Annotated in this window: 13 protein-coding genes; 4 read left to right on the top strand and 9 right to left on the bottom strand. The window is 36.7% G+C overall.

Annotated features, from left to right (window positions below; all coding sequences use genetic code 11):
- Positions 1 to 2 precede the first annotated feature (2 nt).
- The gene (locus A5880_RS14945; protein WP_086329863.1) at positions 3 to 2,195 is read right to left on the bottom strand and encodes a Tex family protein; all 2,193 of its coding nucleotides are present in this window, start codon (positions 2,193 to 2,195) and stop codon (positions 3 to 5) included.
- Between the two features lie 78 nt (positions 2,196 to 2,273).
- Complete coding sequence (locus A5880_RS14940; RefSeq protein WP_086330316.1) at positions 2,274 to 3,008, bottom strand: metallophosphoesterase; 735 nt, start codon at positions 3,006 to 3,008, stop codon at positions 2,274 to 2,276.
- Positions 3,009 to 3,173: 165 nt separating this feature from the next.
- Here A5880_RS14940 and A5880_RS14935 point away from each other — a divergent pair, with 165 nt between their 5' ends.
- The 3 genes from A5880_RS14935 to A5880_RS14925 are packed head-to-tail and all read left to right on the top strand — an operon-like array spanning position 3,174 to position 5,978.
- Positions 3,174 to 4,034 (top strand): efflux RND transporter periplasmic adaptor subunit, encoded by an 861-nt coding sequence (locus A5880_RS14935; RefSeq protein ID WP_086329862.1) that lies wholly within the window; start codon positions 3,174 to 3,176, stop codon positions 4,032 to 4,034.
- Positions 4,035 to 4,046: 12 nt separating this feature from the next.
- Positions 4,047 to 4,739: an ABC transporter ATP-binding protein gene (locus tag A5880_RS14930; protein WP_086329861.1), complete on the top strand. Its 693-nt coding sequence runs from the start codon at positions 4,047 to 4,049 to the stop codon at positions 4,737 to 4,739.
- Between the two features lie 15 nt (positions 4,740 to 4,754).
- On the top strand, positions 4,755 to 5,978 hold the full coding sequence (locus A5880_RS14925) for an ABC transporter permease (protein ID WP_086329860.1): 1,224 nt from the start codon (positions 4,755 to 4,757) through the stop codon (positions 5,976 to 5,978).
- Positions 5,979 to 6,178: 200 nt separating this feature from the next.
- Here A5880_RS14925 and A5880_RS14920 read toward each other — a convergent pair whose 3' ends face one another.
- From A5880_RS14920 to A5880_RS14895, 6 genes are all read right to left on the bottom strand, one after another.
- Entirely contained in the window at positions 6,179 to 6,586 is a 408-nt protein-coding gene (locus tag A5880_RS14920) for an EVE domain-containing protein (RefSeq protein ID WP_086329859.1), read from the bottom strand.
- 25 nt (positions 6,587 to 6,611) lie between these two features.
- Complete coding sequence (locus A5880_RS14915) at positions 6,612 to 7,031, bottom strand: pyridoxamine 5'-phosphate oxidase family protein (RefSeq protein WP_086329858.1); 420 nt, start codon at positions 7,029 to 7,031, stop codon at positions 6,612 to 6,614.
- A 110-nt stretch (positions 7,032 to 7,141) separates the two neighbouring features.
- Positions 7,142 to 7,525, bottom strand: a complete 384-nt coding sequence (locus A5880_RS14910; RefSeq protein ID WP_086329857.1) for a DUF4430 domain-containing protein — start codon at positions 7,523 to 7,525, stop codon at positions 7,142 to 7,144.
- Positions 7,526 to 7,547: 22 nt separating this feature from the next.
- Positions 7,548 to 8,237 carry an ECF transporter S component gene (locus tag A5880_RS14905; RefSeq protein WP_086329856.1) on the bottom strand — a complete coding sequence of 230 codons (690 nt, stop codon included), beginning with the start codon at positions 8,235 to 8,237 and terminating at the stop codon, positions 7,548 to 7,550.
- Entirely contained in the window at positions 8,230 to 9,897 is a 1,668-nt protein-coding gene (locus A5880_RS14900; protein ID WP_086329855.1) for an ABC transporter ATP-binding protein, read from the bottom strand. The genes A5880_RS14905 and A5880_RS14900 overlap by 8 nt, the downstream gene beginning before the upstream one ends.
- Positions 9,870 to 10,757, bottom strand: a complete 888-nt coding sequence (locus A5880_RS14895; RefSeq protein WP_086329854.1) for an energy-coupling factor transporter transmembrane component T — start codon at positions 10,755 to 10,757, stop codon at positions 9,870 to 9,872. Before A5880_RS14895 ends, A5880_RS14900 begins: the two co-directional genes overlap by 28 nt.
- A 221-nt stretch (positions 10,758 to 10,978) precedes the next feature.
- Here A5880_RS14895 and A5880_RS14890 point away from each other — a divergent pair, with 221 nt between their 5' ends.
- On the top strand, positions 10,979 to 11,917 hold the full coding sequence (locus tag A5880_RS14890) for a helix-turn-helix transcriptional regulator (protein ID WP_086329853.1): 939 nt from the start codon (positions 10,979 to 10,981) through the stop codon (positions 11,915 to 11,917).
- Between the two features lie 59 nt (positions 11,918 to 11,976).
- Here A5880_RS14890 and dnaJ read toward each other — a convergent pair whose 3' ends face one another.
- Entirely contained in the window at positions 11,977 to 13,143 is a 1,167-nt protein-coding gene (gene dnaJ / locus A5880_RS14885; RefSeq protein ID WP_086329852.1) for a molecular chaperone DnaJ, read from the bottom strand.
- Positions 13,144 to 13,324 lie beyond the last annotated feature (181 nt).

The following is a 13,324-nucleotide window of genomic DNA, read 5'->3' as shown; positions in this document are numbered from 1 at the left end:
AATCAATCTTTCCTTTCAACTTGCGGCAACATCGTCAAACTGATGCGCCCTTTCTTCGTATCTACCTCTTCTACCCAAACAGTTACAACATCACCGACTGCAACAATATCGGTTGGATGTTTTACAAATTTTGTACTTAATTTTGAAATATGCACTAAGCCGTCTTGTTTCACACCAATATCAACGAATGCGCCAAAATCAATCACGTTACGGACTGTACCTTGCAATTCCATCCCTGGTTTTAGATCTTCCATTGACAACACATCTTTTCTTAAAAGAGGTGCTGGCATTTCATCACGCATATCTCGACCTGGTTGAACTAATGCTTGGATAATATCTTTTAATGTCTCACTTCCAACTGCTAAATCTGCTTCTAACTGGGATAAAGATAGGCTTTTAATTTTTTGAGCCGCTTCTGCTGTACCAAGTTCAGCTAATTCAACAGCTGCTTTTGCTAAAATGGCTTTAGCAACATCGTAGCTTTCCGGATGAATCCCTGTATTATCTAATATATTTTTTCCATTTGGAATACGTAAAAATCCAATTGCTTGTTCGTAGGCTTTTGGTCCCAAACGAGGTACTTTTTTCACTTGATTACGAGCAGTAAATGCGCCATTTTCATCTCGATAAGCCATTAAGTTTTGTGCGGTTGTTTTGTTTAAGCCTGAAATATGTTGTAAAAGCTGCGGACTAGCTGTATTCACATTAACGCCTACTTGGTTAACAGCCGTTTCAACAACAAAATCTAATTGCTCTGCTAAACGTTTTTGTGAAACATCATGTTGATATTGTCCCACTCCGACTGCTTTTGGATCGATTTTTACAAGCTCGGCTAAAGGATCTTGTAAACGTCGTGCAATACTGACCGCACTTCTTTCTTCTACTTGTAGGTCTGGAAATTCCGCTCGTGCAACATCACTTGCAGAATAAACAGATGCACCAGCTTCATTAACAATCACGTAAAACACATCACGTTTGATTTGTTTTAGTTGTTCAGCAACAAATAATTCTGATTCACGACTTGCAGTTCCATTACCGATTGCAACCATTTCAACTTGATATTCTTCAATCAATTTCGTAAATGCTGGACCAGCTGCTGCACGTTTTTCTCCAGACGCTGGTTTGTGGGGATAGATTACTTGGATTGCTAAGACTTTCCCTGTCGCATCCACAATCGCTAGTTTACATCCAGTACGATACGCTGGGTCAAATCCTAATACAACTTTTCCTTTCAATGGTGGCTGTAACAGCAAATTACGTAAGTTTTCACCAAAAATATTGATTGCTTGTTCGTCCGCTTTTTCTGTTAATTCATTGCGAATCTCCCGTTCGATGGCAGGTCCGATAAAACGTTTGTAACTGTCTAAATAGGCTGTTTCAACATAAGTAGCCGTTGGCGATTGCTTGTTATTTCCAATCAATTGACGGTCTAAATAAGCCGCTATTTTTTCTTCTTCAACTAAAAGAGACACTTTTAGAATATCTTCTTTTTCTCCACGATTTGTAGCCAAGACTCTGTGTGAAACAATCTTACTAGCAGGTTCTGAAAAATCGTAATACATTTCATAAACAGACTTTTCATCCTTTTCTTTATCTTTAACGGTACTGATATATTGTCCATGTTTAAAAGTAAAATCACGAATCCATGTACGAAATTTAGGTTCATCACTAACACGTTCAGCAATGATTTCGTGTGCTCCTTGTAACGCAGCTTCCACAGAATCCACTTCTTTTTCTGCATCCATGTAGTTTTTAGCTTCTGCCTTTACATCTGCTTGAGCAGGGAAGCTTAGCAACCACTCTGCGAGAGGCTCCAGTCCTTTTTCTTTGGCAATCGTTGCTTTAGTACGGCGTTTTTGCTTATATGGACGGTATAAATCTTCTACTTGCTGCATTTTTGTGGCTTTTTGAATGGATTTAGCTAGCTCGTCTGTTAGCTTTCCTTGTTCTTCGATTAAGCGTAAAACTTCTTCTTTTCGTTTTTCTAAGTTTCCTAAATAAGTATATCGTTCTTCAATCTCACGAATTTGAACTTCATCTAAACTTCCAGTCATTTCCTTACGATAACGAGCAATAAAAGGAACAGTGTTGCCTTCATTTAATAAAGTCAGCACTGTCGTTATCTGATTTGGACGATATTCAGTCAATTCTTTTTGAAGTAAAACAACTACTTCTTGGTTATAAGCTTCTGCCATATTTACATACCTCTTTTCATTAACATACTGTCTTATTTTAGCATATTTCCCTCTTGAAATATAGGAAGAGAATGAAGCTTAAAAATCAGGTCGCCATGGTCCGTTCAAATTTTGATATTCAATATCTTGTACAATGCCGGTAGCATCGAAAATCACCCCATGAACAGAACCACCAAAAACAGCACCTCCATCAATCCCAATCTTGTTGTCAGAACGCCATAAATCCGTTGTTTCCATATCACCATGAAGCATCGGAGTAATTGTATGACCAAAAACAATCGTTTTTCCCGTATTGTTTTTCCCTGTGTGAAAAGCTTCTCTGATCCAGATAAAATCATGTGAACTCGTTTCATGCCAATCTTTTTTCGTTAAGTCCACTCCTGCGTGGACAAATATGTAGTTCTTCCATTCAAAATACAATGGACGTTCCTTTAGAAATTCGATCAACTCTTTGTATCGGCTACGAATCATCATTGCGATTTCAGTAGGAGAATATTCTTCGGTGGCCCCTTTATGAAGCAAGCTTTCCATCGTTTCTTTCCCGCCATTCCGAACATAACTAGTAAACCAATCTTCCGGTTTATTTAAAAATTGTAAAAAATATTCTTCATGATTCCCTCTAAGATAAATTGCCTTGTATTTTTCAACCAATTCTTTTCCGAGTAAAAAACTTTCTTTCGTTTTTGGTCCGCGGTCATTTAAATCACCAATTAAAACTAGTTGATGCATCGTTGGATCAAAATATTGGATTAACTCATTAAACAATTCATACTCTCCATGAATATCACTGATTGCATAAATAAATTCCTTCATTTCTTCAACTCCTTTTTTCAATTTCTTTATCCTCATTATAACGCAGAAATCTATAGTTAGTATTACTTTAATCACTAAAACTAATCTTAGACTTTTCATGAAAAAAAGAGTAAACTTGCATAAATGACAGCATGTCATAAAAATAGTAGAAAAGAGTTGAAATCCATGAAAAAGAAAATAATGTTTGCCATTTTTGCAGTGCTAGCAGTTGTACTTGTGATTTTCTTGTTCGTTCAAACAAATTCAGGTAAATCCAATACAATAACCGTAAGAACAGGAGAAGTAAAAAAGGAAACGATTGTTGAGAAACTTTCTACCACAGGAACCTTGATTCCAAACCAAAGCCAGTCTCTTTCAGGCACTGGAAATGTAGTCGAAGTAAATGTTAACATTGGCGACAAAGTGGAAAAGGATAAAGTTCTAGCAACTTATGACAACGGATTACAATTAGTTGCAGGGTTTGATGGAACCATTACGCAAGTAAATATCAAAGCAAAACAACCGGATACAAATACCCAACAAGCTAAATCCTCTATTCAATTAGATGACCTTTCTACCTTGAAAGTCAAACTAGAGCTATCAAACTCTGAAGCATCGTCTGTTTCAGTCGATCAGAAAGTAGAAATTTCAAACGGCGATCAAACATTTTCAGGAAAAATTTCTGAAAAAGACCCTGTTGCTCAAAATACTCAATCTGCCACTGGTACTACCGCAAGTTTAGCCGCAATCGTAACATTTGATAAAGCTCCTGAAAATCTATTCGCAGGGTTTGATACGGATGTCGATATTACTACAAATACCGTAGAAAATGTACTGGCCTTGCCTGTTGAAGCTTTAACGTATAATGACAAAAATGAACCAATTGTTTATAGTGTCAAAAACGGTCAAGCAAAAGAAACAACCATAAAAATAGGTATTCAATCTGATAAATTGATCGAAGTAAAAAGTGGACTAAAAGAAGGCGAAACCGTTATTCTTTCGCCAAGCTCTGATATTAAAAATAATACTGACGTAACCAAAGAATAGAAGGTGAACGAATTGATTGATTTAAAAGATGTCGTAAAAATCTATCGCACAGGCGGCGAAGAATTACAAGCCTTAAAACACGTTTCCCTCCGTATCGCTGAAGGTGAGTTTACTTCTATTATGGGACCCAGCGGATCTGGAAAGTCTACAATGATGAATATTCTTGGATTATTGGACCATTTTGATGAAGGAACGTACCATTTAAATGGTCAAGACGTAACGAATTTAACAAGCAATGAAAGTGCCCATGTTCGGAATAAAGAAATCGGCTTTGTCTTTCAATCCTTTAATTTAATGCCACGTATGTCTTTATTAGATAATGTCGCTTTGCCTATGGTTTATTCTGGTATCTCAGCTAAAGAACGAAAAGAACGTGCGTTAGAAGCCTTGAGAAAAGTTGGGTTAGCTGATCGTGTTTCTCATAGACCAAACGCAATTTCAGGTGGTCAAAAACAACGTGTCGCAATTGCCAGAGCAATTGTAAATGATCCAGCAGTTTTAATGGCTGATGAACCAACTGGAAATCTAGACTCAAAAACAACCTTAGAAATCATGAAGATTTTTCAAGATTTAAACGATGCGGGAACTACCGTTGTCATGGTGACACATGAACCGGACGTCGCACAATACACTAAAAGAATCGTTTCTTTTAAAGATGGCGAAATCATTGATGATCAACCTGTCATCGAGCGAAAAAAATTATAGAAAGGAGCCGCTTTTATGGGAATTATTGAAAGTTTTAAAATGGCGATCGATAGTATTTTAGCGAATAAAATGCGTTCATTTTTGACTATGTTAGGGATCATCATTGGAATCGCTGCGGTTATCGCTATTTTAGCTGTCGGTAATGGCGCAACAACTCAAATAACTGGTACTTTTAGCGATTTAGGTGCATCTACAATTTCTGTTTCTACTAGCCGAGACGCCACCGAGAGTCAAAAAATTACGAGTAAAGATATCAAAGCATTGAAAGACAGCATTCCCCAAATCGATCATCTTTCTCCTGCTGTATCGATCCAAGCCGTTGGTGCTACAAATGAAAAATCAAAAGCAACCTTGATTATGGCTGGAACACCTGATTTGCAGTATACAAATCAAACAATGGACAAAGCTATTGTTTACGGTCGCTATTTTAATTCCACCGAGTATTCAGAAGGCAGTAAAGTCGCTGTAATCAGTGCAGATACCGCTCGCTATTTTTTCAACGGTCGAGAAAATGTGGTTGGAGAGAAAATCAACTTGCGTGGACAAAAAGGACAAATCAGCCTCCGCATCATTGGTGTTACTAAAAGTACTGTAGAAAAAATGGTAGGCTCTTTCGATGAAGAAGAAATGATGGGGTATGTTTCAGTTCCACTACCTACAGCCAACGCCTTAAACCCTGATGCGACAAAAGTTACTAGTTTGACTGTAATTGTTAAATCAAAAGATGATATCGATGCTGTGTCAAAACAAATCGTAAATATTTTGTCCGTTCGTCATAATACAATCGGTGATAAAGTCTATACTGCAACCAACTTCTTACAAGCACTAGATCAAGTGAACAATGTCTTAGGCTTGTTTATCAACTTTATCGCAGCAGTTGCGGCTATCGCCTTACTGGTTGGAGGAATTGGCGTAATGAATATTATGTTAGTTTCCGTAACAGAACGAACAAGAGAAATCGGAACAAGAAAGGCCTTGGGCGCAACGGATAGTAATATCTTATTTCAATTTTTAACAGAGTCAGTAATCTTATGTTTGATTGGCGGCTTGATTGGTCTGACTTTAGGGGCACTTTTAGCAGTGACCGTTGCGAATGTTTTAGACATCACTCCACAATTTACATTAGGTTCGATTATTGCTGTCTTAGCCTTTTCAAGTGCAATTGGTATTTTCTTTGGCGTTTATCCGGCAAGAAAAGCAGCAAAACTTGACCCAATCGAAGCATTGCGTTATGAATAATTGGGCAAAATAGTAGAAAAAAGCGAGGATGGGACAGAAGTGTTTAATCCCTAGAACCTAGTAGGTACTGTGCAACGTCAACTCTTAGTGCTTTAGCACTTAGAAGTTGATGTGATAGTGATTGCTTCTGCTCTCACCGTTTATTCGGATTTCAAGTGGGTGGGATATGACTCGAAGAGTTATGTCCCACCCACGTTTTTTTATTCCACCTTCATATTCGAAGCAACGAAGTCAAATAACTCCTTGGGAATTTGAAAATGTCCAAACCTTAAACGGGAGCGATATTTCTGCCATAAAGGAAAAGTTGAAACTGTTTTTAATGGTACAGATTGAATATTCTTTAAAAATGCAATATTTTTACGATAAGGAGTGAAACCTGGCGACATTTCATACAAATAAGCATCACCTGATAAGACCTGACCTAGAGCAATGAACTCTTGGCACGGTTCTTTTGTTTTCAAACTTCGTTTCGGTGCATAATAAATCAGCCAATCTCCTGCTTTCATTTTATTTAGCGGTGCTGATTTCCCATGACATAATTGGCAAAAACCGCCTGAAACGCCAATTTCTACATGATCTTTTGAAGCAACTCCTATCCAATAATTCATCTTATTTTCTATCTCCTTTCTGATTTTACAGATGTAGTGTTTCCTTACTATCCATTCCTAATACCACATCAGCTTCAGTAAAATGGATTTCGTACAAAATTAACATCTGGCCTGCGTGTTTGATGTTTTCTTCGTAACTTGGTATTTTTTGAATCCATTGTTCTGCAACATCATATACAGTTAACTCACTCTTTCTTACTTGTGCGTAATGGACACGAACATGATTCGTCGTTTTCGTTGGGATTGTCGTAAATGCCACGTTAGAGTTCTCGTCAAATTCTGTGATTTTTTCGTTCATTTTAAATGTGGCGAAAAATAAACATTTTTTTGTTTCATCATAGAAAAAGCTGACGATTCGGACATTTGGAACCTCCTTAACACTAGTTGCTAAAGCAATTTCTGTTTGTTCATTCATGATTTTGTTAAAAGCTTCTGCTGTTTTCATTTATTATCTACTCCTTTATTTATGGTTGTCATACTGACAGATTCATTCTAACAAACAAACCCTGACAACTGTTTGTCAGGGTTTGTTCACTAGTTTAAAATGTGTGTATTTTATAGTTTATTCAATGTCCAAGTAACAACGTCACCATTTTTTAGAAAATACTCGACAGCTCCTACATCAGGTTGTTTTCCATTCACATCATACATCCAATATTTACTAGCTTTCTCATCTTGTAGATGACCATCTATTCCACTAATAAAATCTTTTGACATCTCTATTTTATAATTTTTCTCCAGAACCGTTTGAAGAGACTCTTTTTTATTTACTTTCAACTCTTTTTTATCAAACTGTTTATCGTCTTCTTTCAGAATAATCGTGACATTTAGCAACTCATCACTCGATTTTGTTTCAGCTTTTTTATCCACTGGATTACTGCACGCACCTAATAAAAAAAGCACGGTCACAATCATGACTGTTTTAAAAAATTTTTTCATTGTTCATTCCACCTTAATTAAATTATTTTATATCATATTTGATCAAAATTCGTTGTAGCTTCGTTTGAATTGATCGGAACAGTACACAAGAAAAGAACGCATTTGAAAAACAATAGGAAATGGTATACGGAACCGCACTCAATAATAATGCTAAATATCTTTGCCATGAAAAAAAACGATCAATAGAAAATACCGTCCAGAGATCCATAAAAAAAGAAAAGAAAAAACCAGCAATAATACCATAACACGCTAAAAACCAATAACTTTTTTGAAATAATTGCTGCAACCACGGCAATCCAGCTACACAGCCGATGATGCCCCAAGAAAACATTTGAAAGGGCGTCCACGGACCTTGGCCAAATAACATATTAGAAGTGATTGCTGACAAGGAACCGACTAAAAATCCAACCTCTGAACCTAAACAAATCCCCGAAATGATAATAATCGCTGTCATTGGTGTAATTGCTGGAATCATGTAAAATAAAAACCGACCTAACACCGCAATCGACGTCAGTACAGCAATCAAAACTAGTTCTTTAATGTTCATTTGCTTTTTTTCATAGCGATAATACATAGGAAAACAAGCACCTAATACTAACAACATCGATACAATCTGATACTCACTCGCTTGAAACAAAAGAACACCGATTGTAAATAACAACAGGAGTAGCATTGTTCTAACTACTATTCGTTTGATGTCCGATTTATTCATGAATGGCTCCTTTTTTACTATTGCATGCTGTTATTACCTGATCGGTGGTCACTAAATCATGAAAACTAACTCTTGATATACGACTGGCAGCCGTTGTATAAAAGGCATGCTGACTAAAAAATTGCTTGGGTGCAGCCACAGACAATACGTTGTTTTGGAAAAATAAACCACAGCGATCCGATAACTCCGCAGCAAAATCTAAGTCGTGTGTTACCAGTAAGATCGTTTTCCCTTGCTTGGATAGCTTCTTCAATAAATAAATCAACTGCTTTTTAGCGTAATTATCGATACCTTTCGTTGGCTCATCCAATAATAAGACTTTTGCATCTGCTAAAAGTACTTTTCCAAGTGCCGCCCGCTGAATTTCCCCACCACTTAAATCAAGTGGATGCTTTGTTAGCACGTCATTTAGGTCAAGTAAGTTTGTGATATCATTGATCCGCTTTGTTTGTTCTGTTTTATTTACGTTTATACGCTCTAAATGATCAGTATACTCTTCTATTATCGAATCTTTGATAAACAACATTTCAGGCTCTTGTGGCAAATACCCCACAGTATCTTGAGCTTTTTTGATTGGTTGATTTAAGATAGACACTTTCCCACGATAACATTTTTTGATACCGGCAATCACTTTTAATAAGGTTGTTTTTCCAGTTCCATTTCCACCGACGAGCGTAAAAATTTCTCCTTCGTATACCTGAAAATCTACACCCGCTACTATATCCGGCCCTTGCTTTTCATAACGAAACCAGCAGTTTTTCAGCTCAATTCCTATCTGTCTACTGATTGAGGCTGTTTTTTCTTCTCGAAAATCGGCAACAATAGGAAAATGACGTGCCAAAAATCGTTTACCTTCAACAACCGTAAGAGGGCAATCATCCATAATGCCACTGCCTAAATAAATTTGCACCGCACTAGGCAAACTGACGCTAAAGCGGCTAAGCTCCTGTCTATTTGTATTTATTAGCTTAGAAATCATTTTAGGTTTCCCCGCAAAAAGAAGCTCACCTTTTTCTAAAATCAATACTTTATCCGCAGATGCAAAGACCGATTCCAAATGATGCTCAGCTAACAAAATCGTTACTCCCATCTCTCGATTTAATCTTACCAATAAATCGATAAACTTTTGTGAGGCAATAGGATCAAGTTGTGTTGTTGGTTCATCTAAAAGCAAGATCTCTGGTTTCATCACCAAAACAGAAGCTAAATTTAGCAACTGCTTTTGTCCCCCAGATAATTCACTAGTTTTATAATCAAGCAATTCTTGAATACCGAGAAAATGAACCATTTCAGCAATTCGGCTCTTAATTTCAGAAGTAGATACACCTAAATTTTCTAACCCAAAAGCTAATTCATGCCAAACATTCTCAGTCACCATCTGATTTTCAGGCTTTTGCATGACATAGCCAATATTACTAGATGAAAAAGGTTCTGGTAGCGCCATAATTGTTTCATTTTCCAGATAAATATCGCCTGTTTGCTGACCTGAAGGTGTCAATTGAGGCTTTAACAATTTCAATAAGGTCGATTTCCCACTACCGGAAGCACCACAAAGCAAAATAAATGCACCTTGTTCAACAGAAAAAGATACGTTATTCAAAACTGGTTTATCCGTTCCAGCATATTGAAAACTCAAATTTTTAATTTCAAGATAGCCCACATTATCACCTCCCATAGTCGCCACAGCACTGGTAAAAAAGCAAAAAGTACAAGATACAGATAATTTTCGCCTTGCTCTTGAATCAGTATATACAGATTATCTTGATAGGGATAATAATTAAACTGATAGTCCCCCGCCATCATTCTGAAGATAAAAAAACTTCCCACACAAATGATTGTAACTAAAAACAGCTTATCTCGTTTTCTAAATACATAATTCAATCGACTGCTTCGAGCTTGAACACCATATCCACGTGCTTTCATTGAATCCGCAGTATCCATTGCACTTTCTAACGACCAAGAAAATAAGTTTCCAAATAAATCCAATCCATAATTCGCTCTTTCTTTAACCCCTTGTCTTTGCGAACGATGTAGTGTTTTTTGCACTTGATTTAACTCTTGATAATAGTATTGAATCGACGGTATAAATCGGAAAACCAACGTCAATATCAATGTGGATTTTGGAAATCGTTCTCCAAACAGATAAAAAAATTGTTCCGAATTAACAGCTTTTTGCAAATTTTGAAATAAATAGATAACCGTAACGATCATTAAACCCATAAAAAAACCATAAACAAAAGCTTCCATGGTAATCGGCTTATTAAAAAGAAAGAATAAAATCGTTGCGCCTCTATGAACAAATAAAGGATTTGTCATCGTAATAATCGCTAAAAAGACCAATGGATACAGGACAGACTTTTTCGACTTGCCATTTAAATAAAGGAACCTCTCAACTAAGCTTGCAACAAAACATGAACTTATAATAACGGGATTAGTCGTACTCATCACGACTAATAGCATCACTAGATAATAACAAATAATAACTAGCGGGTGGGGTTGCCTAAATAGAGAATGATTCATATCAGACTTCCTTTCTCAGCTAGTAATAAAAAATACTACTTTTCTTTTTGAACAACAGTAACATTATATAAATCGGACCTGTTAAAGTCAATCGTTCACCAATGTCCTATTCTTCTTAAACTACTTCACAATAAAAGTTTTGCCTAAATTTACATAAGCATACATTTTTTCGCTATAATAAAATGTACACTCTTATGACAAAAACCAAAGAAGGTGCCAAAATGAAAACAGAGCGACTACTTGCGATTACAATGATCCTATTAAAAAAGAAACAAATCAGTGCTTCTCAGTTAGCTGAAATGTTTGAAGTATCTGTTCGAACGATTTACCGTGATATTACTTCTCTTAGTGAGGCAGGCATCCCTGTAACCTCATCACCTGGGGTAAATGGCGGCATCCAGATTATGGATACTTATAAAATAGATAAGCATTTTTTCACTTCAACAGATATCACCTCTCTGCTGATTGCCTTAGAAAGCTTGTCTAGCAATGTATCTCCAATTCAAATAGGCCAAACATTTGAAAAAATAAAAACCCTCGTTCCAGAACAATTCCGTGATGAAATCGAGTTTAAAACCAACCAAATTGTTATTGACTTAACGCCTTGGACTAGTAACCATACCTTACAACCCTACTTAGAAATTGTTAAATCAGGTATGGAACAAGGTCGTTTGCTCCGTTTTGATTACGAAGATAACAAAGGGAATAAAACAAAACGAATGGTTGAGCCCTACAGACTTGTTCTAAAAGAAATTAGTTGGTATTTACAAGCCTTTTGTATAGAAAAAGATGATTTTCGTACATTTAAAATTTCAAGAATTACCCATTTAGAACAATTGACTGAAACATTCCAAGCTAGAGAATTTCAAGCGAAACCGCTAGGAAAAGAACCTTTTTATGGAAATACATTTACAATCACTACCTTGAAAGTAACACGCAGAGTCAAAGAACAATTAGTTGATAAATTTGGGCAATTAACTTTTTATCCTTCTGACACTCCAGAAAAATTAATTGTAGAATTTCCCTTTATGGAAGATGAATTTGGTTATAACTTACTTTTAGGTTTTGGCAATCAATGTGAATGCTTAGAGCCGCCTCATGTTAGAGCAGAATTAAAAAAACGAATTGAACATTTACTGACACTTTACCAAGATTTCTAACAAAAAAGTTCCTAAACCCGTACTGAAAAGTCACAGGTTTAGGAACTTACTTGTTTAATTTATTTCTTTTTCTTACCACCAAAAGCATCTTTCATCTTGTCAAAGAAGCCTTCTTCTTGTTGCTCACTGACCGTTTGACCGCCAGCTTTAGCAAATGTTCGTAATGCTTCTCTTTGTTCTTCGTTTAAGTTTTTAGGTGTAATGATCTTCACTTTTACATGTTGATCACCATTTGCGCCACCACGTAAACGAGGTGCTCCTTTTCCTCTTAAACGGAAATTTGTTTCAGTTTGAGTCCCTGCTGGAATCTTCAATTTAACATCTCCGTGAACAGTAGGTACTTTCACTTCATCACCAAGTGCTGCTTGAACAAAGCTCAATGGCAACTCATAATAAATTTCAGAGCCATCACGGTCAAAGATATTGCTGTCTTCTACATTAAACACAACATATAAATCACCATAAGGTCCACCATTCATTCCGGCCTCCCCTTGATTAGCTAGACGCATTTGTTGGCCGTCTTCTACTCCTGCTGGAACATTAACTTTTACTTTATGAGCTTTTTTCTCATGCCCTGTTCCATGACATGTTGGACAAGGATCTTTAATTTCTTTCCCTGTTCCACGACACACATCACAGGTTTGACGACTCATGACACGACCAAGCGGGGTTTGACGCTCAACATTGATTGAACCTGCACCATGACATTTGTGACACGTTTCAGGTTGAGTGCCTGGTTTAGCACCATTTCCTCCACACGTACTACAATTATCTTCACGATTATATTTGATTTCTTTTTCAACACCAAAAATTGCTTCTTCAAACTTAAGATTCACAGTATATTGTAAATCGGATCCTTGTCTAGGAGCACTCGGATCAACACTACGAGAACCGCCGCCAAAGAAAGAATCGAAAATATCTTCAAACCCGCCAAAGCCACTGCTTGAGAAGCCTCCGCCGCCAAAGCCACCAAAACCGCCAGCACCACCACCATAATTTGGATCAGTGCCTGCATGACCATATTGATCATAAGCAGCTTTCTTTTGAGGATCGCTTAAAATTTCATACGCTTCAGAAACTTCTTTAAATTTTTCTTCAGCATCCGCTGCTTTATTAATATCTGGGTGATATTGTTTAGAAAGCTTACGGTAAGCTTTTTTTATTTCATCATCCGAAGCACCTTTAGCAAGGCCAAGCACTTCATAGTAATCTCTTTTCGTAGCCATTAGTTCCCCTCCAACTATTTATTCATTTATTCTAAAAGGATTGACGCTAGCTTACTTGTATAAAAACACCGTTGTAATCATACCACAAATTGAGCAAAAGAAAAATAGCTTCCCTTCATTTGCCCTTTACTCCCTTTAGAAATAAAGATAGGCAAAGACCAAAGCGATGACTTTGGTCTTT

Origin of the sequence: Enterococcus sp. 4G2_DIV0659 (genome assembly GCF_002140715.2) — a bacterium.
Lineage (GTDB): Bacteria > Bacillota > Bacilli > Lactobacillales > Enterococcaceae > Enterococcus_L > Enterococcus_L mansonii.
The sequence above is the reverse complement of the archived record's forward strand: the minus strand, read 5'-3'. Positions and strand labels throughout refer to the sequence as shown.